Source organism: Synechococcus sp. 65AY6A5, from assembly GCF_002760415.1.
Taxonomy (GTDB): domain Bacteria; phylum Cyanobacteriota; class Cyanobacteriia; order Thermostichales; family Thermostichaceae; genus Thermostichus.
The window spans coordinates 1,960,620-1,981,138 of sequence record NZ_AXUW01000001.1 but is presented as its reverse complement, the minus strand read 5'-3'; the positions used below and the strand labels follow the sequence as shown (position 1 = coordinate 1,981,138).

Here is a 20,519-nt window from a genome sequence, read left to right as displayed (position 1 = left end):
GGGGATTCTTACGCAGTCCACAAAAGAACCCGTAACGGCGTTGTCAAAGCGCCTCTAGACAGTTCCTGAAGGCAAAGCCCCAAGGTTCTGCTGACTTTCTTAAGCAGGTTGGCGGCAGCATTTGCCTCAGCGTTGACCAACCACCCCTTTGCCGTTTGGTACAGGCCCCGCTTGACACGCCTTCCAGAGGGTCTCCACCCGTCGGGTTTTTCACCATAACTAGGTAGCTCATCTCTATCTAGGAAGCTTGCCTGCGAGCTGTACGCCTCCTCTACCTCAATAAACTCCATGCCATAATGCCGACATAATTGCGCAATACGCTCCTTGAACCGACCTGTTGGGACGAAAACAAAGTTTTGGTTAAAACCGCATTCTTGTTTTTGTTCTTTGTTCCAACCTAAGTAAGCGATAGTGCGAGAGGAAAGTCAACGGTACAATCACTACAACCATGGTGTGGGGCTAGCGGTTGTTTATCTTATTTTTTGGCCAAAGAGAAGGAAAAAGGTCTTGGTAGGAGAAGTCAGGAAGAGGTTGTTTGAGCTATGAAACTATATCAACGACCCCCATCATGGGTAAGCGACTAAAGTGGCTAGCGGGCTTTTCCGCCCTGCACTAAAGTGCGGGGCTACCCAGCTATCCTTTTGTGTTAGTGTCTGGGAGGTTGCCAGGAGGAGGGGCAATGCAAACCGGAGCAGAAGCTCAAGTCCAACAGCGAAAAAAGGAGGCAGGATCCTGGAGAGACATTCGGCTGTTGGTATTGGACATCGACGGCACGATTGCCGGGCCTTCCAACCAGGTTTCGGAGCCGGTGCGGCAGGCCATTCAAAAAGCCAAGGCGGCAGGCGTGCGGGTAGCCATTGCTACAGGTCGGATGCATCGCTCTGCTGAGCGGTTTCACTACGCCATTGGGGCCGATATGCCCCTCTGCAGCTATCAGGGGGCGCTCATTCGCGATCCCGACAGCCAAAAGACCTTGAAGCATTGGAGCCTGGACTGGTCGCTGGCGGAGGAGCTGCTGCAGGTGCTGCAGGATCAGCCGGTGGGGGTGCACCTCTACATCGACGATCAGCTCTATTTGCGGGAGCTCAGCCCCCTCAGCCAAGCCTATGCCGAGCGCTCCCAGGTGCCGTTCCAGATGCTCTCCCCCGCCCAACACGGGAAAAGCCCCACCAAGATCCTGGCTGTTTCGGAGGATACGGAGTTTCTGCAGCAACTCCAGGGATCCCTGCGGCAGCGGTATTCTCCTGAGCAGATCTACCTCACCCGCTCGGAGCCGATTTTTTTGGAGGCCACCCATGCGGCGGTGAACAAGGGCAATGCCGTTCGTTTTCTGGCGGAAGAGCTGCTGGGGGTGTCGGCGGATCAGGTGATGGCCATCGGCGATGGCGACAACGACATCGAGATGCTCCAGTATGCGGGGATCGGGGTAGCCATGGGGAACGCCTCGCCGGCTCTGCTGCCCCACGCTGATTGGGTTGCTCCCCCCGTCACCGAAGATGGGGTGGCGGTGGCCATTGAGACCTTTATCCTCGGCTAGTTGCGGATGCAATGGTGAGCTTGGCAGATTCTCCTTTTCCCCAAGTCACGTTGCGTCCAGAACAGCAACGGGCATTGGCGTATCGGTCGGGGCCTCTGGGGATCGCGGCAGTTCCGGGGAGCGGCAAGACGTTTATCCTGGAGCTGCTAATCGCCGATCTCATCCTGAATCGCGGCGTTCCACCGGAGCGCATTGGGGTGTTCACCTACATGCGTTCGGCGCGAAGCAATTTGATCAACCGCATCAACCAACGCCTGCAACAGGCGGGCTATCTGGATCGCTTTACCCAAGCCTTCACCTTGCACTCGCTGGCGCTGCGGGTGTTGCGGGAGGTTCCCGGCCCTTGGGAAGAGCTGTCCATCCTGGAGGAATATGAACAGGAGCGCCTGCTCAGCCGTCTCTGCCGCGCCTGGCTCGCCCACCACACCCACCTCTGGGAGCCCTTGATCCCTGCCGAGAAGCCCCACAAGGTGGTCCGAAACCGGCTGCGGTTTCGACGCAGCTTCCAGCAGATGGTGCGGGCGGTGATCAGCACGGCCAAGAATCTGCGTCTGGGGCCGGAGGCGATCCCCACAACTACTCAGGGCTATCTGGGCTGGGCGGCCCCCATCTATGCTGCCTACCAAGCGGAGCTGCGTCGCCTGGGCAAGCTGGACTACGACGACCTGGGCTGGCAGGCAGTGGAGCTAATCGAGCGCGACCCGGCCCTGCGGCAGCAGGTGCAAAATTGGTACGACTACCTATTCGAGGACGAGGCCCAGGACAGCTCCCCCCTCCAAGAAGAGCTGCTGCGGCTGCTCAGCCAGCGCACCGGCAACCTGGTACGGGTCGGGGATCCCAACCAAAGCATCATGGGCACCTTCACCACCGCCGAGCCGCGGCTGTTTCGCGCCTTTTGTCAGGCCAATCCCCAGGTGACGTTGAAAGAGTCCAGCCGCAGCGCCCCCCAGATCCTGGAGTTGGCCAACCGCCTGGTGGACTGGGTGAACCAGAAGCACCCCATCCCAGCCCTGCGCACCGCCCTGGCTCCCCAGCACATTTGCCCGGCCAGCGCTGGCGGCCTAAATCCCCCGGCCAGCGAAGGGGAGGTGGTGTTTCGCCGGGTAGTCGGATCCCCGGAGCAGGAGCTGCAGGAGGTGACGCGGTGGGCCCTGGCGGCCGCCCAGGCTTTTCCCGACCAGACGGTGGCCATTCTGGTCACCACCAACGAGCTGGGGGGCAAGGCCCTCGACTACCTGCGGGAACTGGGGGCAGAGCAGGTGATCGATCTGTTGCGGGGCAACCCCAGCCAGCGGCGGGTGTTGCTGCAACTCAAGGGAATCATCGACTGGTTGGCCCAGCCCATTTCCTCTGCCCGCTTGGCCGCTGCTGTGGATCACCTGGCCGACTGGGCCGGGATCCCGCGCCTGGAGCTGGGGCCGATGCTGGACTGGATCCGCGCCTCGCTGCCGGAGCGGCTGCTATTTCCCCAGTTTGGGGAAGCCCCCACTTTGCCGGATAGCCCCTCTTGGCAAAACTTGGGCAGGCTGCTGCGCATCCTTGCCGGTTGGCTGCGGGCCGGGCGCTCCCCTTGGCCGGAGGTGCTCAATGTGATTGTCCAAAGCCTCTACCGCAAGCCGGAAGAGCTGTTTGTGGGTTGCTACGTCATCGACCAGTTGGAGCAGGTGCTGGGATCCCTGCCCGAGGTCGATTGGCAGGAGATTGCCCAAGAATTGCGGGTGATTCTGGATCGCCGCCTCAACAACCTGCCCTCGGAGATCTTTGCCTTCAACCCGGAGCCGGGCAGCATCACCGTTACGACTCTGCACCGCGCCAAGGGCTTGGAATGGGATCAGGTGTTCATCCCCCAGGTGTCGGCCTACGAGTTTCCCACCTACTCTGAAGAGCGACCGGTGGGGCTGAGGTTTTTGGAGGATGTCGATATGAGAGCAGAAGCCCTGGCCCAGTTGCGGCAGCTCAGCCGCAGAAGTTGTTGGGAGCAGCAGGCCGACTCGGCCACCGAGCAAGCCTTTTTGGATCTGGCCGCAGAGCGGCTGCGGCTGCTGTACGTGGGCATCACCCGCAGCAAACGGCGGCTTACCCTCTCCGTCTCCAGCCAATCTCGCTTTGGCGAAGAGCAGAGTGCATCGTTGGTGTTTCGCGTGTTGAGCCGCCCTTGCGAGGCAAGTTGACAGCGAGGCGCCCGGGCCTCTGGTTCTTCATTGCCCCGCGGCAGGCTGCTAGCATGGCTAAGCCCGATAGCGCCGCCTTGCGCGATGGGGCAGTCGTTTAAAAACATGGGTATTCTGCAATGCAACCTCGGCGTGTTGCCCGCGAACTGGCCCTGCTGGGGGTCAACCAACTGCCGGCCACAGCGGCCAAACTGAGCGAAAAACAACTGGAGGACTTGCTGCTGGCAGCCATCCGCGCTCTGCAGGAAGAGACCCATGAAACTCTCTCCACAGCGGCGGCGGAGATCCAGCGCAGCGATCGCCTGTTGCACGAGAGCGATCCCCTGTTATTGGCCGCTTCTGATGCCAAGGAAGAGGGCGGAGCTCGCTCTCTTACTGTCCGCCTTCAGCAGGCCCAACGACATCTGCAACGCTTGGAAACGGCTCTGAAGGAGGCCAACGCCGGCGACACCGTGCAGGGAGAATTGCTGGAGCTGGCCCACCAAGCCCAAGTGGCCCTCAGCAACGCCGGCCAAGCCCTGGAACACCTGGAACAGCGGCTGTACAGCGTCCGCCGCATCCTGGATGAGGTCGTTCAGTTGTCCCAAAAGGCGGTCAACCGGCTGGGAGTTGCCCTCTCCATGCCGGAGCTGTTGCACATTGCCCAAGCTCAAGAGGTACGCGCCTACGCTCTCCAACTGTTGACCGCCCTGCGCACCCATAAGGAGGCTATCGACGCCCGTTTGCAAGGGGTTTTGGTAGGCTGGCAACTGAAGCGGGTGGGGCGGATCGAGCGCGATATCCTGCGCCTGGCGGTAGTGGAAATGGAGATCCTGCGCAGCAGCCCCGACAAGGTCGCCATCAACGAAGCTGTAGAATTGGCCAAAAAATACGGGGATCCGGAGGCCGCCGCTTTTGTCAACGGGGTGCTACGGCGGCTGGTGGACAGCCGCATGGAAGCCCCTTTCGGTCGGAATCCTTCGCCAGCCGGGGATCTCAGAAGCTAGGCTCCTCACTGCCTTAGGGTGAAGGCCCTGCGTGGGGCAGATTGTTTGACCCTCCTACCGCCCAGGGGATTTTTACGCAGTCCGCAAGCGGACTCACAGAGGCGTTGTCAAGACACCTCTAGACAGTTCCTGGAGGCAAGGCCCCAAGGTTCTGCTGACTTTTCTGATCGCGTCAGCGGGACGGAGTCGTTGCAGGTTGGCTGAGACGGCAGTCTCTTCCGGACGCTTGCCACCGGTCGGGTTTTTCACCGTCTTAGGGGCTCGCCTGGGAACGGCACGCCTCGGTGATAACTATGCCATTGATGAGCAGCTAAAGTTGCTCACGGGCCTTTCCGCCCCGCACTCAAGTACGGGGCCAGCCAGCTATCCCTCTGTGTTTTCGATGGGGAAGCGGGCGATGAGATTCGAACTCACGACATCCAGCTTGGGAAGCTAGCGTTCTACCACTGAACTACGCCCGCAGGGATCCAGGCTCGACAACCTGGAGACTTTCCTAACGCATAGTTTAGCATTTCTTGGACGGGATCCCTGGTACAACAGAAGCAGCGTTCTACTTCTTTTGTTGATCCATGCCGGCCATCCTCCTGCTCTCCGGTAGTCCTGGCCCTCTTTCTCGGGAAGCCGCTGGCCCGCCACCGCGGTCGGAAGCGATTTTGCACCACGCTGCCGGGATCCTGTCCGGTCTGGGATTGACGACGGAGTTTGTCTCGGTGCGGGATTTGCCGCCAGAGGATCTGGTGCGGGTTAACTTTGAGAGCCCTCACCTCCAGCAGATTCAGGAAAAGGTGGCCCAGGCTGCCGGGATCGTCATCTCTGCTCCTGTCTATAAAGCTTCTTATCCAGGCGTGTTGAAGGCGCTGCTGGATTTGCTAGACCAGGATGCTTTTACCGGCAAGGTGATTCTCCCCATTGCCACCGGGGGAACCCTGGCCCACCTGCTGGCCATCGACTTTGCCATGAAGCCGGTGCTGGCCGTGATGGGCGCAACCCATATCTTGAAAGGGATCTACATCCTCAGCTCGCAGATCCAGTTTGAGGCCGACGGCACCCTGCGGCTGGAGGCCGACATTGAAGAACGTCTGCAAGCAGGGATCCGGGCGCTTGCCCAGGCGGTGAAATAACGATTTTTCGTTCATGCGGAAGCGCCCAGCCAACAACTGAAAGGCAACTCTCCGGTGCAGCCTTCAGGGATCCCTCAACAGCACCGTCGCAGTCACAGCGGCACTTTGTCCCAACCGGTCGAAAACCCGTAAACTGAGCAGGTAAGAGCCGGGCACCAAGTTCAAAGGGGGGCGGATGCGGAAGCGAGTAGTGCAGGACACGTTGCCGGAGACACAGTTGACCTGGGCTGCTGACAGCGTCTGCACCTCGATCCCCGACCATGACACCTGAAACGCCAGCTCCGCTGGGAGCCGCCCCGGCACCGACACCGAGACCCCAACCTCCAAAAAGCCGCCCCGGCTAACGGCGGCAGGAATGTCGCTGCTGGTGATTAGCGGCGGCAGAGGGGGGCTGGCAGTGAGCGCGGCGGCACCACAACCGACCAGAGCCACGCCCAGCAGGGCCAGCGTCAACCCCCAAGGTTTGGATCCCAGCTTGATCACAGGGCTCCCGCTTCAGAACTCCATCCCCCAAGTATAGAGGATGGAGGCAACATCTCTAGCGTTAGTTTTGGGAGAACTCAAAAATTCACGCTATAGGTGGTGTCAAGCTGGATATTTGCCCGGAGCATCTGCTAGAGTAAAGCCCATAATCTGTCGAGCAGCCGGGCTATGGAAGTGGAAGAGGAGCTGAAAGCTTTGCGGGCGCGCGTGCGCAACTTGGAGCGATCCCTAGCAGAGTCAGAGGCACTGTCATTGCAGCAGATTGAATGTACCCATCGCCTGGAACAGCAACTGCTGGAAGCGCAGGCCCAACTGCAGGAGCGGGAGCAAGCTTTGCAGGCTTGTCAAGAGGAGAAGGCGCGGCTGGAACAACGTCCTACCCTGGAAGCTTTTCAGCTCCAACAGCAGCACATTGAAGAGTTACAAAATCTTCTCTGGGAAATGGAGCGCCGACCCACGCTGGAGCACTACCAGATCCTGCAGCAACAGTTGCAGACCAGCCAAGCAGAAATCGAAACCCTGAAGGCAGAACTGCAGCGGCGCGTCGATCCGGCCCGGTTCTATCAACTGCAGCAGGAGCTCTGGGAGCTGAAACAGCAGGCCAACCAGTTGGGGGAATACGCCGTCAAGTTGCCGCAGGTACAGCTTTTACAAGCCCAATCGCAGCTCCGCATTCGAGCGCTGGAGGAAGAGAAGGCGCAGTTGCAGGCGCAAATCCAGGAGCTGGCCGCTCGGCCCTCTGCGCAGGAAATGGAAGCCCTACGGGCGGAGCTGGAGGCGGCCCACCGCCAGGCCGAGGCTGAGGGGCAGCGTCTCAAAGCCGAGCTGGAAAGCGAAAAGGCACGCCTGCAAGCCGACCTGAATGCAGCGCAGCAACGTCTTCGCGAATTGGAAGAACGCCCTTCGCAGGAGCAATGGGCAAGCTTGCAAGCGGAGCTGAACCAGTTGCGCCAACAAGCCTCTTTTGCCAAGGCCGAGCGAACCACCTTGCTGGCGGAGCTGCAGCAGAGCCAGCAGCGCCAGGCAGAACAGGCCCAGCAAATTGCCAAACTGGAGGCGGAGCTGCAGGCTCTGCGCCAAGAGCGAAAAGCCCAAGTGGATCCCAGCGGCGAGGCGGAGTCTCTGCAGACGCAGCGGCTCCTTGCTCTAGAAGAGCAAGTGCAGGCTCTCACCCGGGAGCTCGACGCCTTGCGGGCCGAACGGGATCAGCTTCTCCAAGAGCTGGCTCAGCGGCCCACCCTTGTCCAGTGGCAGGAAGTGCAGCAGCAGCTTCGGGAGCTGGCCCAGCGACCAACTCGGGAAAGCCTGGAAGAAGCCCGGCGGGCACAGGAGCTGGCGGAGGCCCATCATCTGGTTAGCCAGAAACAGATCGAGAAGCTGCAGCAGCAGCTGGCGACTTTGAAAACCGAGTGTGTGCAGGCCCACGCCTATGCCCAAACTCAGGAAAAAGAGGTGGCCCTGTTGTTGCAACGCAATCAGGAGCTGGAGGAGCAGCTAGCCGCTCTGCGGCAGTCGTCTGCGGCTCCTCCCCAAGCAGGTGTCGAGCTCAGGTCTGGCCGCCCGGCTCAGGAACGGGTTCAGGCGGCAGCTGAAGGGCCTGCTCCCTCCCCAGCGGTGGCTGCCGCCCCACCCACCAGCCGACCCACAACTGGGAGAACGCCCGCTGGTGGGATCCCACCCCTTGCCCTTGAGGAGCGGCAGGATCGGGCGGAGAAGCTGCTGAGACGCTCCGCCTTGGCGGCTGCACGGGCTGGGGGAGAAGGGGGCAGCCGCAGCCGCATCGAGTTGCCGGCTTTTGTACAGCGGCGGCCCTACTGAGGCTGCCATTCTTGCGGATCCAAGCGCTCTCCCGCCTGGAAACGGGGCCAGGCCCAGCGCAGCAGGGATCCCAACTGGGCGTGGAACCGCTCCGGCGCAAATTGCAAGGCATGGGTCCGAATCCGCTGCGGATCCCATTCCTGGCGCTCCGCCTGGCGCAGCCCTTCGACGAGGGCTTCCACCCTGGCTTCGGGGATGAGGATCCCCGTCTGGCCGTGGATGACGGTCTCGCGGGTGCCTCCCCGGTTCAGGGCGACCACAGGACGACCACAGGCTTGCGCCTCCACCGCCACCAGGCCAAAATCCTCTTCCCAGGGAAACAGCAGCAGCCGGCAATTGGCCAGCAGCTCCTGCAGGCGGTCTTGGGGCTGGTGGGGCAAAAACTCCACTTGCGGCCCTGCCAGTTGCTTCAGTCGCGGCAGCTCCGGCCCTTCCCCCACCACTACCAGGCGGCGGCCCAGCTGCTTACAGGCAGCGATCGCCAAATCCACCCGCTTGTAGGGCACCAGCCGGCCCACCACCAGGTCGTAGTCGGCTTGGGGATGGGTTACCGGCTCAAACCCCTGCAGCGGCACCGGCGGATAGATAACCACAGCCTCGCGGCGGTAGAGCTTGGCCAGGCGCCGGCGGATGTGCTGCGAGTTGGCAATCAATAGGTCTGGCCGCTGGGCTGCCACAAAGTCCCACTGGCGCAGGCGGTGCAACAGCCAGCGGCTGAGGGCGGCAAGCGGGCGGATCCCCGTCAACCTCTCCCGCTCCAGATAGAGCTCCTGGTTTTCCCAGAGGTAACGGGGCGGGCTGTGGATGTAGCTAAGGTGCAGAGTGGAAGGCCCTGTCAGGATCCCTTTGGCAAAGGCATGGCTGCTGGAGATGACGCAGTCATAGGCGGAGAAGTCAAAGCTCTCGTAGGCCAAGGGCATCCAGGGCAGCAGGTACTTAAGGCGGCTGTGATAGTTGCGCCGCAGCACCCCCAGCCAGCGGGCCCAGCCCTGCAAAAACGAGGTGTAAACCGACCGCTGCTGCCAGCTCGGCGGCAAGGTGTGGGACGAGAAGAGGCTGACGTAGAGAGGTGCCTGTGGGGCAAAGGCAAGGAGCTCCTGCAAAACCTTTTCCGATCCCCCTGGCCAGATCAAATACTCGTGCACCAGCGCCAGGCGCTGCGCCCAGGAGGGATCCCAAGCAGGCATGGCTAGGCTTGGGTCGAGGGGGACCTTTTGCCGATGGGCCCGCTTACTTGCCTGGCTTTCTCGTCCAGCCGTTCGCTGATGTAGGCGTAGATCTCGCGGAAGCGGGGCACTGCCCGCATCTCTAGGCGGCTGCCGTCTTTGAGGGTGAGCACCATATCGCCCCAGGTGCCTAGGCCCCGTGGCACCGTCACCACCTTGGCAATCTCTTTGTAAATGACATCAGAGCGCTCCTTGCCGCCCCAGCCGCCGATCACAGTGATGCGACGGTTGGTTATCCGGTAGTGAACCCAAAGCTTGCGCACCAGGGCGCCCACAAACAGAGGCAAGCCAACGAGGGTGAGGCCGAGGAAGGAGTTCAACACCAGATCGCCCGTGTGAGGGCCGCCCTCAAAAAAAACTTCTTCTTTGATCGCCATGCTCAGCCCACCTAATGTCGAATGTCAGCATCAACAATGCTAAAAACAATCTTAAGCTAAACGGTTTCTCACCCCAACTGTCTGCCGAGTTAGCGGTGGATGCGGGATCGAGTCAGTTTTTGGAGGGCTTGCCCCGAGCGGTAGGTAGCCAAGATCAGGTGAACAAACAACACCATCACCACCAGCGCCACCGCCACCGCCCCGACATTGCCCAGCCAGCCCCACCCTTCCAGACCTGTCAGAGCCACCAAAGCCCAAGAGGCAGGGTGCAGCATTCCCCCCAAAAGAAGAATCTGGGAGAACAGGTGCCCGGCTGTGAAGCGGGATCCCAACGCCACCAGCGCCAGGCCGCCGCCGATGTTGATCAGCCCCATATTGCCCAAAAAGGCGTAGCAGATGTGCCAGGCGTACTTTTGTTTGGGCACCTCTTGCCAGGAAAGGGGTTCCCTAGGGATCCCTGGCAAATCTTGCGGAGCGGGCAGCAGCGGCTGAACCTGACTGAGGATGAGGCCCAGGACGATGGCTGCCAGCAGCATCACCACTCCCGCCTTTACATTGAGCTTGCCAGGGATGGCCAATTCAGGATGTGCCAACATTGCAGGTTCTCTCGATCCCGTCCTAGCCTATCCTGTCTTTGCCCCCAACCGGCAGATTGGCCAGCGGACTGCTGGCTGGAGAGGCTTGGCTATCCGGATAGAGCGGCGTGCCGCAGCGCTTACAAAACTGGGCATCCTCATCGTGCTGGGAGAGGCCGCATCCCGGGCAGGCCCACTGCAGCGAGGTGCCGCTTTTCACCAGTTGCTTGATCAGCTCCCCTACTTGCCAAGGGATCAGGGCCACGCCCGTCAGGATCATCAGCACCGTCAACAGCCGGCCCAGCTCAGAGGTGGGGGTGAGATCCCCAAACCCTACCGTGGTCATGGTAACAACCGAAAAGTAGAAAGCATCCAAAAAGGTGGCAAAAGCGCCGGGATTGGCCGGATGTTCCACCTGGTAGATGAGGCCAGAGTAGACGAAGACAATCGCAAAGAGAGTAAAAAGGATGCGCAACAAGATGCGGGTGTCGGCGGAGATGACCTGACCAAAGAGGGTCTTGCCCTCCACCAGGCGCAGCAGCCGCAAGATACGAAACCAGCGCAAGAGGCGGATAAAGCGAATATCCGTCAGCCCGGCAAAAAAAGGCAAAATCGCCAGCAAGTCAATGAGCGAATAGAGGCTGAAGACGTAGCGCAGCTTCTGCAGGGCCGCTGCCCAGCGCAGTAGATATTCCACCACGAATAGGCCGAGGATGAGGCGATCCAGCCGCTCCAGCCCAAGGCGGAGTTGGGGGGGAATGGGGTAGGTCTCCACTACAAAAAAGGCAGACGAACAGAAAACCAGCACCGCCACCAGCCAATTGACCCAGCGGCTTTCGGGTGTGTCCTGATCCCCCCAGTAGCGCTGGAGGAGGCCAGCAGGGGCAAGCTCAGTTTGGGTGGCCTGGGAGGGTAGGGTGGTCACAGACGGGATCCCGTTGGGAAGAGATCGAGAGGGTTTCCCTTGAGCGCCTATCGGGCGTACCTTGACTAGGTTAATGGAAACTAGTAGTAGAGCAAACTTCAGTCCTGCAAACGTCTAGGCTTGAGTTGAGCATTGAATCGATGTTGCCTCCCATTGTCCTGGCTTCGCAATCTCCTGCCCGCCGCCAATTGTTAGAAGCTGCCCGGATCCCTTTTCGCGTTCAACCCAGCTACTTTGACGAAAGCCAAATCCAGAGCCCGGATCCGGTGGAGCTGGTGCAGAAGCTGGCTGCGGCCAAAGCCGAAGCGGTGGCGGCTCAGCAACGGGAGCCCGTCTTGGTGATCGGGGCTGACTCCGTGCTCTACCTAGGGGGGGAGATCCTGGGCAAGCCGGCCAATGCTCTAGAGGCGGAACGGCGCCTGCGGCAAATGCGGGGCGAAGTGGGAGAACTTTACACCGGCCATGCCTTGATTGACATGAAGCAAAACCGCCGCCTCGTCCACTACGCCGTAACGCGGGTGTTTTTTGCCAAGCCCAGCGACGAGGAGATCCGCGCCTACGTGGCCACCGGCGAGCCGCTCAATTGTGCTGGCTGCTTTGCCATTGACGGCCGCGGCAGCTTGTTTGTGGAGCGGATCGAGGGGTGCCCTGGCAACGTCATTGGGCTGAGTTTGCCGTTGCTGCGGCGCATGATCCAGGAATTGGGCTATTCCCTCACCGAAGCCTGGAATTAGCCGTCTAGATGCCGCTTGAGCAGCTCGTTGGCCAGCTTGGGATCCGCCCGTCCTTGGGTTTTTTTCATCAGTTGCCCGACAAAGTAGCCGAAGAGCTTGGTTTTGCCCTCCCGGTACTGCTGCAGTTGCTCGGGGTTCTCGGCCAGCACCTCGGCGATCATTGGCTCCAAGAGGCTGCTATCGGAGATCTGGGTCAGGCCCTTGGCCTCCACCAGGGCGCGGGCCGAGCCGCCTTTTTCCAGCAGCTCCGGCAGGATCTCCTTGGCAATTTTGCTGGAAATAGTGCCTTGCTCGATGAGGCCGATTAGCTCAGCCAGGGTTTCCGGCTTCAAGGCGATGTCCGGGTAGTCCAGCTTGTGGGTGTTGAGGTAGCTGGCGATGTCGCTCATCATCCAGTTGGCGGCTGCCTTCGGGTCGGCGCCGGCAGCAACCACGGCCTCAAAGTACTCGGCGGTGTTGCGTTCGTCGCTGAGGTAGCGGGAGTCATACACCGAGAGGCCGTACACCTGTTGGTAGCGCCGCCGCTTCACACTGGGCAATTCCGGCAGCTCCGCCTGCCAGCGGGCTTTTTGCGCTTCCGTCACACGAATGGGCGGCAGATCCGGCTCCGGAAAATAGCGGTAGTCGCTGGATCCCTCTTTCTTGCGCATGCTGATGGTGCGCTGGCTGTTTTCTTCCCAGAGGCGGGTCTCCTGTACGATGGGCTCGCCTGCTTCCACGGCCTTAACTTGGCGGTTGAACTCGTACTCGATGGCCCGCTGGATGGCGTTGAAGGAGTTCATGTTCTTGATTTCCACCTTCGTGCCAAAGGTCGGGGAGCCCAGCGGGCGCACCGAGATGTTGACGTCGCAGCGCAGGGATCCCTCCTGTAGGTTGCCATCGCACAGCCCGGCGTAGCGGAGGATGCGGCGCAGCTCCTGTACATACTCGGCTGCTTCTTCCCCAGTGCGGATATCCGGCTCGCTGACGATCTCGATGAGGGGAACTCCTGCCCGGTTGAAATCCACCAGGGAATAGCTGGATCCCGACAGCCGATCGCTGCCGGCATGCACCAATTTGCCCGCGTCTTCTTCTATGTGCAAACGGGTGATGCCGATGCGCTTGCTGCGGCCGTCGCTGAGCTGGATCTCGACCCAGCCGTGGGTGGCAATGGGCAGGTCGTACTGGGAGATTTGGTAGTTTTTGGGCAGGTCGGGGTAGAAGTACTGCTTGCGGTCGAACTTGCTGTAGGGGGCGATGGTGCAATTGAGGGCCAGGCCAGCCTTGACCGCGTATTCCAGCACCTTCTCGTTCAGCACGGGCAGGGTGCCGGGCAGGCCCATGCAGACAGGGTCAATTTGGGTGTTGGGGGGAGCGCCAAAGGCCGTCGCGCTGCTGGAGAAGATCTTGGAGCGGGTGCTGAGCTGGCAGTGCACCTCCAGCCCAATCACAGCTTCGTATTCCACTTTGGCAGGGGCAGCAACCGTCATGGCCAAACGAGAAAGAGTAGGTTTTCCCATTCTAGTGGGATATCGCTAGCTGCTGAGCTGCTGCCTCAAACGGTGGGGCGGATCTCGAAGGTGGAGAGGCCTTCGGGTGGCTCGAAGCGGTGTTCGACGGCCTCCACCCGCGAGCCGGGGCTGCCCTGCTGGCACCAGCGCAACATCGCCTCCACCGCCGCCGGGGATCCTTCAAAAACCGCCTCCACCCGGCCATCCCGCAGATTGCGCACCCAGCCGTGGACGCCGGCGTTGCGGGCCATGGCTTCGGTGTAGGCCCGAAACCCCACTCCCTGAACCCGCCCGCGCACCCAAACGTGAACGCGAACCCTGTCGCTCATGCTGAGGGGGATCCCTCCGAGGTGTTGCCAAGTTCTGAAGCCGAGGGCGACTCGGCTGGCTGGGCCGTAGCTTTCTCCGCCTGCTGCTCTAGGCGCTGCCAGAGAAAGTTGACAAGGGCAACCAGTCCCACGATCCCCAGCGAGATCCCGCCGGCGTACCCAATGGCTTGCCACAGCACAGGAGACATAGGCCAACCTCGCTGGTGCAGAAAGCTCCCTTCTGACCTTACCAGACGGAAACCCCAGAGAGAGGGGATCCCTGGCGGCTTGGCCCTCTCCTCGACAACGCCCTCCAAGCTGGACAAGATTCGGCACAATGGGGAGAAGTGTTGCTAGCGAGCAGTTGAGAAGAGGCCATGGCCCACAAACTCTGGATCGACGGCCAATGGGTTGACAGCCAAGGGGGAAACCTGATGGTCATCGAGAACCCGGCTACGGGCGAGCAATTGGCGGAGGTGGTGGACGCCAGCCCTGCCGATGTGGATCGGGCGGTGCAGGCGGCCCACACGGCTTTCTACGATGGCCGTTGGTCGAAGCTCACCCCCGGCGAGCGATCCCTGGCCCTCTGGAAGTTGGCGGATCTCATCGAAGCTCGCGCTGCCGAGCTGGCCCGTCTGGAGTCGGAAAACACCGGCAAGCCCTACGAGCTGGTCAGCTTGGGAGGGGATCTGGCCTTTGCGGTGGATAACCTGCGTTTCTTTGCCGCTGCCGCCCGCGACATCCATGGTTTGAGCGCCGGAGAATACGCCAGAGGTTACACCTCGCTATTTCGCAAGGAGCCAGTGGGGGTGTGCGCGCAAATTACCCCTTGGAACTACCCGCTGCTGATGGCCGTCTGGAAGATCGGCCCCGCCCTGGCTGCCGGCTGCACAGTAGTGCTCAAGCCCGCTCCCACCACCCCTCTGACTACCCTGATGCTGGCGGAGCTGACTGCTGAGGCCGGGATCCCGCCGGGGGTGGTCAACATCGTTACCGGAGGCGATGCTACCGGCCAAGCCCTGGTGGAGCACCCGCAGGTACGCATGGTCAGCCTCACCGGCTCTACTGCCACTGGCAAGCAGGTGATGCGGACGGCGGCAGACACTCTCAAGCGGGTGCATCTGGAGCTGGGAGGCAAAGCCCCGTTTTTGGTTTTCGAGGATGCCGACGTGGAGACTGTGGCCGCCAAGGCTGCTTTTGCCGCCACCTTCAACAGCGGCCAGGACTGCACGGCAGCCACCCGCCTCTATGTGCACGAGAGCAAGCTGGCGCAGATGCAAGAGGCCATCGTCGAGGCGATGCGCAAAGTAAGGCTGGGATCCCCTTTTGAGGCGGGGGTGGAGATGGGGCCCTTGGTCTCGGCAGCCCAGCGGGAGCGGGTGAGGGGATTTGTGGAGCGGGCCAAAGCCGAGGGAGCCAAGGTGCTGACCGGCGGGCGGATCCCTCCTCAGTTTGACCGGGGCTACTACTACGAACCCACAGTGATTACCCATGTCGATCAAAAAGCGGAGATCGTGCAGAGTGAGGTTTTTGGGCCGGTCCTCACGCTCGGCTCGTTCCGCGAAGAAGCGGAAGCGCTACGCCTGGGCAATGACGTCCTATACGGGCTGGCGGCTTCTGTGTGGACTCAAGACCTCGGACGAGCCATGAAACTGGCCGCCGATCTGGAGTTCGGAACCGTCTGGATCAACGATCATCTCCCCATCGCCTCCGAGGCTCCCCACGGCGGCTTCAAGCAATCGGGATTTGGCAAAGATCTCTCGGCAGAGGCCGTGCGAGAGTATCAAATTGCCAAGCATGTGATGATTGCTACTTGTTGAGGGGTGGCTCTGGCAACCTCGTTCGAGGAAGAGGCTAGCGGTAGCCAGTTGGCAAGGCTCCGGGAAACTCCTACAAGCGATAGACTTGAGTGCATGTCTCCCTACCTCGAGCCCCTATCGTGCCGATGGCCACGTTCTACTCCTCAACCTCAGGATCGGCAGCTCTAGCCCCTCCCCGCACTTTCCCTCTTACCGCCGTGGTCGGCCAGCAAACCGCCAAGCTGGCTCTCCTGTTGGCGGCGGTGGATCCCAGCTTGGGAGGAGTGGTGCTGGTGGGGCCGCGCGGCACGGCCAAGTCGGTCTTGGCCCGAGGGATCCACGCCCTGCTGCCCCCCATCGAGGTGATTGCCGGCTCCTATTGCAACGACGACCCGGCGCGGCCCGAGACCTGGTCGGACTGGGCCAAGGCCCGCTACCCCCAGGGAACGACACCCCCCACCCAGGTGATAGCCCCTCCCTTTGTCCAAGTGCCTTTGGGGGTGACCGAGGATCGGCTCTTGGGATCCGTGGATGTGGAGGCCTCGGTGAGGCAGGGGGAAACGGTTTTTCAGCCGGGGCTCTTGGCTGCCGCCCACCGCGGCGTGCTCTACGTGGATGACATCCACCTCTTGGACGACGCCATCGTCAACCTGCTGCTGACGGTGGTGGGAGATGGGGTCAACCGCCTGGAGCGGGAAGGGCTGAGCCTGCAACACCCCTGCCGGCCTCTCTTGGTGGCCACCTACAACCCCGAAGAGGGATCCCTGCGCCCCCACCTGCTGGATCGCCTGGCGCTGGTGGTGCCGGTGGGGCAGGAGCTGAGCCTGGAAGAGCGCAGGGAAATTGTCCAGCGGGCAACGCAATTTGTCGACGCTTCCGAGTCCTTTCTGGCGGAACACCAAGCGGAACTGGAGGAAATCCGCACCCGCATTCTCCTGGCGCGGGAGTGGCTGCCCCAGGTCAAGCCCAAACGGGAACAGATCCTCTACCTGGTGCAAGAGGCCATCCGCGGCAACGTCCAAGGCCATCGAGGGGAGCAGTTTGCCCTGCGGGCCGCCTGTGCCCTGGCCGCCCTGGAGGGACGGGATCGCCTGGTGGCCGAGGATCTGCAACAGGCAGTGCAACTGGTGCTGCTGCCCCGCGCCCGCTACGATCCCGACCAACCCCCGCCGCCACCCCAATCGCAACAGTCGGATCCCCAGCCGCCAGAGCCCGACAAGGAGGGGGAAGACAGAGAAGAGACGGAGCCCCAGCCGGAAAATCCCAGCCTGCCCCAGGAGTTTTTCTTCGATCCCGAACAAGTGGCCCTCGACCCGCGCCTCTTGGCCTTTGCCCAATCCCTCAACCAACAAGGGAAAACGGGATCCCGCAGCCTGGTGTTCAGCGCCGACCGGGGCCGCTACGTCAAGCCCATCCTGCCCCAGGGCGCCAATCCCCGCATCGCCGTCGACGCCACTCTGCGGGCGGCTGCCCCCTACCAGAAAAGCCGCCGCCAGCGGCAGCCGGGGCGGGCCGTCATTGTTGAGCCCGGCGACATCCGCGCCAAGAAGCTGGCCCGCAAGGCAGGGGCCTTGGTGATCTTCGTGGTAGACGCCTCCGGCTCCATGGCCCTCAACCGCATGCAGGCGGCCAAAGGCGCCGCCCTGCGCCTGCTCACTGAGGCCTACCAAAACCGCGACAAAGTTGCCCTGATTGCCTTTCGCGGCGAGGCTGCCGAGGTGCTGCTGCCCCCCACCCGCTCCATCGAGCTGGCCCGCCGCCGCCTGGAATCCCTGCCCTGCGGCGGGGGATCCCCACTGGCCCATGCCCTCACCCAAGCGGTGCGCCTGGGGGTGAACGCCCGCGCCAGCGGCGACGTGGGAGAGGTGCTCCTGGTAGCCCTCACCGATGGCCGGGCCAACATCCCCCTCAGCCGCTCCCTGGGACGCAGCGAAAGCGATCCCATCGACCTGAAGCAGGAGCTGCGGGAGATCGCCCTGCGCATCCGCGCCCTGGGATTGAAGCTGCTTCTCATCGACTCGCAGAGCCGCTTTGTAACCACCGGTTTCAGCGCCGAGCTGGCGGAACTGGCGGGCGGACGGTACTTTCATCTGCCCCGCGCCACCGACCAGGGGATCGCAGCCGTGGCCCGCTCGGCCATGCAAGAGGGACGCCCATACCCTTGAGAGAGCAGCTCTCCCTCGGTAGGAGCTGTAACTTTTCTTAATGGTTGGTTATGATCCCTGTAGGCGCTCTTAGCTTGCCCTATGGTCACAGGACTCCTGCCAGAACTCTCTTTGCCTCATCCCATGCTTACTGACTGGGTCAGCCGGGGAGTGAGCGCAGCCATTCGCGCTCTCTTCAAGCAGGCAGAGCGGCTGGAGGCGCGCGTGCGGGCAGAGCCCATTGCCAAGCTGCTGCAAGGACGCATCGACAGCTTTGAGCTGGTGGGCCAGAACCTGCAGATGTACAACGGCCTGCGGCTTTCGCTTTTAGAGCTGTTTTGCAACGCTGTAGCCATTGACTTTAGCCAAATCTGGCAGGGTCGGATTAAGCTGCGGCAGCCGGTGCAGGCCAGGATGCGGGTGGTGCTGAGCGAAGCGGATCTGGCGCGATCCTTTAACACGCCTTTTGTGCTGAACAAGCTGGCTCAGGTGGATCAGGGGGGCAAGCCGCTCTCATTTCATCAGGTCGAGGTTCACCTCACCCCAGAGCAGCGGTTGCGATTGCAGGCCGAGGTTCAGCCAGGGGGAGAAAAGCCCTTGCAGGTGGGCTTTTCCGCTCGCATCGAGGTGCTAGAACGTCGCCGCATTTGCCTTGCCGATCCGCTGTTTGAGGGCGACACGGAGGAGGGGCGGGCCCTGAGCCGAGCCTTGGTGGATCACCTGAATGCGCTCCTGGATTTGGATCGGCTAGCCCTGCAAGGGAGCAAGCTGCGAGTAGATCGGGTGTGCCTACAGCCTCACCAGATGATCCTCTACGGCAGCGCTGCTCTGGTGCGGTTTCCCACCCGCTAGCCCCCCTGGGAAAATGCTTGACAACCTTTTGGAAGGCGGGTACGCTCAGGGGTGGTGAGGAGTGAAGAGAAGAAGCCTCTGGGGTCGAAACACGGACAGACGCCCAGAGGTTTTTTCATGACCTGCTCAGCCTCAACGGGGACACCGCCATCCCTACCTAGCCTCCGAGTTTTAACTATTCTCAACCACAGGGGATGGGGGACTTTTCCCAACACCCCGGCCTCTTGCCCCAATTGGGAAAAAGCCTGTCCCCCCAAACTGGCTACGACCCTTTGAATTCAGGCTGGGACATAGCACCTGCCACAACTTTTTTTGCTCGAAAAGGTTCCAAAGAGTCTCCCCTGAGCCTCAGGGGTCTTGGTTCAGTTGCAAGTCCCCTCCCAGGTCATCGCCTGCCAGAAGGCCGCAGAAGGTTGGTGCAACACAATGCGATTGCCATCGGGATCCCGGAAGTCCACCTCCTGGCCGTGAAAGGCCTGCCGCAGCGGCGAAACGGAGATCTGGTGCTCCGCCAACACCGCCGCCAGGGATCCCAGGCATGCCGCCAGATCCTGCACCTGCAGGCAAAGACTTGCTGCTCCCGCCTGGGCGGCAAACTCTGGATGGAGACTGCGGTAGAGGCCCAGTCGCAGGCCAGGCAGGCGAAACTCCACATACACTGGCTCTCCCTCCCTGGAGAGCTGGACTTGGGGCGGGATCCCCAAGAGGGCCTGGTAAAAGTGCAACAAACGGGGCAAATTGGGGGTGGCCAAGCTCAGCAAAGCTGCAGCAATCTGCATCGCAACCGGAAAAAGGAAGCTACTCATTCTAATCCGAACTTCCGCTGATAGCCAGCCCTAACTGCGCCACTCGGAAAGGGATCCCCGCCTCTCCTAGGATTGGACTATAGTAGGTAGCGAGACTTGCTGCTCTTTCTTCACGAATAAAAACTGGAGCAACCTACCGTGGGGCTATTCAGCCGATTTTCCCGTGACATGGGCATCGATCTGGGCACGGCCAACACCCTAGTCTATGTGGCTGGCCGCGGCATTGTCCTACAGGAGCCCTCTGTCGTCGCCATCGACCAAAACACCAAACAACCGCTGGCCGTGGGGGAAGATGCCAAAAAAATGTTGGGCCGTACCCCGGGCAACATCGTGGCTGTGCGTCCTCTGCGGGATGGGGTGATCGCCGACTTCGACACGGCGGAGATGATGCTGAAGCACTTCATCCAGCGGGTGCATGGAGGTCGTTACTTGATCGCCCCGCGCATCGTCATCGGGATCCCAAGTGGGGTGACCGGCGTAGAGCGACGGGCAGTGATGGAAGCGGCCCTGCAAGCCGGCTCGCGGGAGGTGTATTTGGTGGATGAGCCGGTGGCAGCAGCCATCGGCGCGGGGCTGCCGGTGCAAGAGCCCACCGGGAACATGATCATCGACATCGGCGGCGGCACCACCGAGGTGGCCGTCCTCAGCTTGCAAGGGATCGTCCTCAGCGAGTCGGTGCGGGTGGCAGGAGACGAGCTGAGCGAGGCCATCATTCAGTACATGAAAAAAGTTCACAATCTCACCATCGGGGAGCGCACTGCCGAAGAGATTAAAATTCAAATCGGCTCTGCCTACCCAACTCAAGAGGAGATGACCATGGAAGTGCGGGGGCTGCATTTGCTTTCGGGTTTGCCCCGCACTGTAACGGTGAAGAGCACTGAGATCCGTGAGAGCATGGCCGAGCCCCTCTCGGTCATTGTGGAGGCCATCAAGCGCACCCTGGAGCGCACGCCGCCGGAATTGGCGGCAGACATCATCGACCGCGGCATTATGTTGGCGGGAGGGGGGGCGTTGCTCAAGGGGCTAGACGCCCTGATCAGCCATGAGACCGGGATCCTGGTTCACATTGCCCCGGATCCCCTCAGTTGTGTGGTGCTCGGTACAGGGCGGGTTTTGGAGGATTTCAAAACCTTGGGTCGAGTGTTGAGCGGCAGCTTCAAGGGTTAG

The 20,519-nt window shown here is 61.5% G+C and carries 19 protein-coding genes, 1 tRNA gene and 1 pseudogene; 11 read left to right on the top strand and 10 right to left on the bottom strand.

Annotated features, from left to right (window positions below; genetic code table 11):
* Positions 1-411 precede the first annotated feature (411 nt).
* The 4 genes and pseudogenes from SYN65AY6A5_RS09485 to nusB form a co-directional block, all read left to right on the top strand.
* Positions 412-543 (top strand): annotated as a pseudogene (locus SYN65AY6A5_RS09485) (IS200/IS605 family transposase); the annotation flags it as partial.
* A 136-nt stretch (positions 544-679) separates the two neighbouring features.
* Positions 680-1,537, top strand: coding sequence for an HAD family hydrolase (locus SYN65AY6A5_RS09480; protein WP_011429257.1), 858 nt, complete (start codon positions 680-682; stop codon positions 1,535-1,537).
* 11 nt (positions 1,538-1,548) lie between these two features.
* Positions 1,549-3,708, top strand: a complete 2,160-nt coding sequence (locus SYN65AY6A5_RS09475; RefSeq protein ID WP_099812517.1) for an ATP-dependent helicase — start codon at positions 1,549-1,551, stop codon at positions 3,706-3,708.
* Positions 3,709-3,827: 119 nt separating this feature from the next.
* Positions 3,828-4,694: a transcription antitermination factor NusB gene (nusB, locus tag SYN65AY6A5_RS09470; protein ID WP_011429259.1), complete on the top strand. Its 867-nt coding sequence runs from the start codon at positions 3,828-3,830 to the stop codon at positions 4,692-4,694.
* Between the two features lie 389 nt (positions 4,695-5,083).
* On the opposite strand, the gene SYN65AY6A5_RS09465 is transcribed toward nusB, so the two are convergent.
* Positions 5,084-5,155 (bottom strand) — tRNA-Gly (locus SYN65AY6A5_RS09465).
* A gap of 108 nt (positions 5,156-5,263) precedes the next feature.
* On the opposite strand from SYN65AY6A5_RS09465, the gene ssuE reads away from it, so the two are divergent.
* Positions 5,264-5,815: an NADPH-dependent FMN reductase gene (gene ssuE / locus SYN65AY6A5_RS09460; protein ID WP_011429260.1), complete on the top strand. Its 552-nt coding sequence runs from the start codon at positions 5,264-5,266 to the stop codon at positions 5,813-5,815.
* 63 nt (positions 5,816-5,878) lie between these two features.
* On the opposite strand, the gene SYN65AY6A5_RS09455 is transcribed toward ssuE, so the two are convergent.
* Positions 5,879-6,298, bottom strand: coding sequence for a hypothetical protein (locus tag SYN65AY6A5_RS09455; RefSeq protein WP_011429261.1), 420 nt, complete (start codon positions 6,296-6,298; stop codon positions 5,879-5,881).
* A gap of 168 nt (positions 6,299-6,466) precedes the next feature.
* On the opposite strand from SYN65AY6A5_RS09455, the gene SYN65AY6A5_RS09450 reads away from it, so the two are divergent.
* A complete protein-coding gene (locus SYN65AY6A5_RS09450; RefSeq protein WP_099884293.1) occupies positions 6,467-8,116 on the top strand; it encodes a hypothetical protein in 1,650 nt (549 codons plus the stop codon).
* Here SYN65AY6A5_RS09450 and SYN65AY6A5_RS09445 read toward each other — a convergent pair.
* The 4 genes from SYN65AY6A5_RS09445 to SYN65AY6A5_RS09430 form a co-directional block, all read right to left on the bottom strand.
* The gene (locus tag SYN65AY6A5_RS09445; protein ID WP_099884291.1) at positions 8,110-9,303 is read right to left on the bottom strand and encodes a glycosyltransferase; all 1,194 of its coding nucleotides are present in this window, start codon (positions 9,301-9,303) and stop codon (positions 8,110-8,112) included. The two genes, SYN65AY6A5_RS09450 and SYN65AY6A5_RS09445, sit on opposite strands and share 7 nt — an antisense overlap.
* 2 nt (positions 9,304-9,305) lie before the next feature.
* Positions 9,306-9,719 (bottom strand): PH domain-containing protein, encoded by a 414-nt coding sequence (locus SYN65AY6A5_RS09440; protein WP_011429264.1) that lies wholly within the window; start codon positions 9,717-9,719, stop codon positions 9,306-9,308.
* 89 nt (positions 9,720-9,808) lie between these two features.
* Complete coding sequence (locus tag SYN65AY6A5_RS09435; protein ID WP_240527286.1) at positions 9,809-10,315, bottom strand: hypothetical protein; 507 nt, start codon at positions 10,313-10,315, stop codon at positions 9,809-9,811.
* 22 nt (positions 10,316-10,337) lie between these two features.
* The gene (locus tag SYN65AY6A5_RS09430) at positions 10,338-11,219 is read right to left on the bottom strand and encodes an ion transporter (protein ID WP_011429266.1); all 882 of its coding nucleotides are present in this window, start codon (positions 11,217-11,219) and stop codon (positions 10,338-10,340) included.
* A 140-nt stretch (positions 11,220-11,359) separates the two neighbouring features.
* On the opposite strand from SYN65AY6A5_RS09430, the gene SYN65AY6A5_RS09425 reads away from it, so the two are divergent.
* Positions 11,360-11,953 (top strand): nucleoside triphosphate pyrophosphatase, encoded by a 594-nt coding sequence (locus SYN65AY6A5_RS09425; RefSeq protein ID WP_099812513.1) that lies wholly within the window; start codon positions 11,360-11,362, stop codon positions 11,951-11,953.
* On the opposite strand, the gene gatB is transcribed toward SYN65AY6A5_RS09425, so the two are convergent.
* From gatB to SYN65AY6A5_RS09410, 3 genes are all read right to left on the bottom strand, one after another.
* Positions 11,950-13,422, bottom strand: coding sequence for an Asp-tRNA(Asn)/Glu-tRNA(Gln) amidotransferase subunit GatB (gene gatB, locus SYN65AY6A5_RS09420; protein ID WP_011429268.1), 1,473 nt, complete (start codon positions 13,420-13,422; stop codon positions 11,950-11,952). The two genes, SYN65AY6A5_RS09425 and gatB, sit on opposite strands and share 4 nt — an antisense overlap.
* A gap of 65 nt (positions 13,423-13,487) precedes the next feature.
* Positions 13,488-13,772: an acylphosphatase gene (locus SYN65AY6A5_RS09415; protein WP_099812511.1), complete on the bottom strand. Its 285-nt coding sequence runs from the start codon at positions 13,770-13,772 to the stop codon at positions 13,488-13,490.
* A complete protein-coding gene (locus tag SYN65AY6A5_RS09410) occupies positions 13,769-13,960 on the bottom strand; it encodes a hypothetical protein (RefSeq protein WP_041438067.1) in 192 nt (63 codons plus the stop codon). The genes SYN65AY6A5_RS09415 and SYN65AY6A5_RS09410 overlap by 4 nt, the downstream gene beginning before the upstream one ends.
* Positions 13,961-14,128: 168 nt before the next feature.
* Here SYN65AY6A5_RS09410 and SYN65AY6A5_RS09405 point away from each other — a divergent pair, with 168 nt between their 5' ends.
* From SYN65AY6A5_RS09405 to SYN65AY6A5_RS09395, 3 genes are all read left to right on the top strand, one after another.
* Positions 14,129-15,571, top strand: coding sequence for a gamma-aminobutyraldehyde dehydrogenase (locus SYN65AY6A5_RS09405; RefSeq protein ID WP_099812510.1), 1,443 nt, complete (start codon positions 14,129-14,131; stop codon positions 15,569-15,571).
* 125 nt (positions 15,572-15,696) lie between these two features.
* Complete coding sequence (bchD, locus tag SYN65AY6A5_RS09400) at positions 15,697-17,715, top strand: magnesium chelatase ATPase subunit D (RefSeq protein WP_099812509.1); 2,019 nt, start codon at positions 15,697-15,699, stop codon at positions 17,713-17,715.
* A 123-nt stretch (positions 17,716-17,838) separates the two neighbouring features.
* The gene (locus SYN65AY6A5_RS09395; protein ID WP_099834954.1) at positions 17,839-18,546 is read left to right on the top strand and encodes a DUF2993 domain-containing protein; all 708 of its coding nucleotides are present in this window, start codon (positions 17,839-17,841) and stop codon (positions 18,544-18,546) included.
* Positions 18,547-18,908: 362 nt separating this feature from the next.
* Here SYN65AY6A5_RS09395 and SYN65AY6A5_RS09390 read toward each other — a convergent pair whose 3' ends face one another.
* Complete coding sequence (locus tag SYN65AY6A5_RS09390) at positions 18,909-19,325, bottom strand: VOC family protein (RefSeq protein ID WP_071813547.1); 417 nt, start codon at positions 19,323-19,325, stop codon at positions 18,909-18,911.
* Positions 19,326-19,490: 165 nt separating this feature from the next.
* Between SYN65AY6A5_RS09390 and SYN65AY6A5_RS09385 the strand changes: the two genes are divergently transcribed.
* Complete coding sequence (locus SYN65AY6A5_RS09385; RefSeq protein ID WP_011429276.1) at positions 19,491-20,519, top strand: rod shape-determining protein; 1,029 nt, start codon at positions 19,491-19,493, stop codon at positions 20,517-20,519.

Excerpts from the sequence above, each read along its gene's own strand:
- SYN65AY6A5_RS09435 (WP_240527286.1), bottom strand. The coding sequence starts at position 10,315 with ATGTTGGCACATCCTGAATTGGCCATCCCTGGCAAGCTCAATGTAAAG.
- SYN65AY6A5_RS09440 (WP_011429264.1), bottom strand. The coding sequence starts at position 9,719 with ATGGCGATCAAAGAAGAAGTTTTTTTTGAGGGCGGCCCTCACACGGGC.
- ssuE (WP_011429260.1), top strand. The coding sequence starts at position 5,264 with ATGCCGGCCATCCTCCTGCTCTCCGGTAGTCCTGGCCCTCTTTCTCGG.
- SYN65AY6A5_RS09390 (WP_071813547.1), bottom strand. The coding sequence starts at position 19,325 with ATGCAGATTGCTGCAGCTTTGCTGAGCTTGGCCACCCCCAATTTGCCC.
- SYN65AY6A5_RS09410 (WP_041438067.1), bottom strand. The coding sequence starts at position 13,960 with ATGTCTCCTGTGCTGTGGCAAGCCATTGGGTACGCCGGCGGGATCTCG.
- SYN65AY6A5_RS09480 (WP_011429257.1), top strand. The coding sequence starts at position 680 with ATGCAAACCGGAGCAGAAGCTCAAGTCCAACAGCGAAAAAAGGAGGCA.
- SYN65AY6A5_RS09475 (WP_099812517.1), top strand. The coding sequence starts at position 1,549 with ATGGTGAGCTTGGCAGATTCTCCTTTTCCCCAAGTCACGTTGCGTCCA.
- gatB (WP_011429268.1), bottom strand. The coding sequence starts at position 13,422 with ATGACGGTTGCTGCCCCTGCCAAAGTGGAATACGAAGCTGTGATTGGG.
- SYN65AY6A5_RS09415 (WP_099812511.1), bottom strand. The coding sequence starts at position 13,772 with ATGAGCGACAGGGTTCGCGTTCACGTTTGGGTGCGCGGGCGGGTTCAG.
- SYN65AY6A5_RS09450 (WP_099884293.1), top strand. The coding sequence starts at position 6,467 with ATGGAAGTGGAAGAGGAGCTGAAAGCTTTGCGGGCGCGCGTGCGCAAC.
- SYN65AY6A5_RS09445 (WP_099884291.1), bottom strand. The coding sequence starts at position 9,303 with ATGCCTGCTTGGGATCCCTCCTGGGCGCAGCGCCTGGCGCTGGTGCAC.
- SYN65AY6A5_RS09395 (WP_099834954.1), top strand. The coding sequence starts at position 17,839 with ATGCTTACTGACTGGGTCAGCCGGGGAGTGAGCGCAGCCATTCGCGCT.
- SYN65AY6A5_RS09425 (WP_099812513.1), top strand. The coding sequence starts at position 11,360 with ATGTTGCCTCCCATTGTCCTGGCTTCGCAATCTCCTGCCCGCCGCCAA.
- bchD (WP_099812509.1), top strand. The coding sequence starts at position 15,697 with ATGGCCACGTTCTACTCCTCAACCTCAGGATCGGCAGCTCTAGCCCCT.
- SYN65AY6A5_RS09405 (WP_099812510.1), top strand. The coding sequence starts at position 14,129 with ATGGCCCACAAACTCTGGATCGACGGCCAATGGGTTGACAGCCAAGGG.
- nusB (WP_011429259.1), top strand. The coding sequence starts at position 3,828 with ATGCAACCTCGGCGTGTTGCCCGCGAACTGGCCCTGCTGGGGGTCAAC.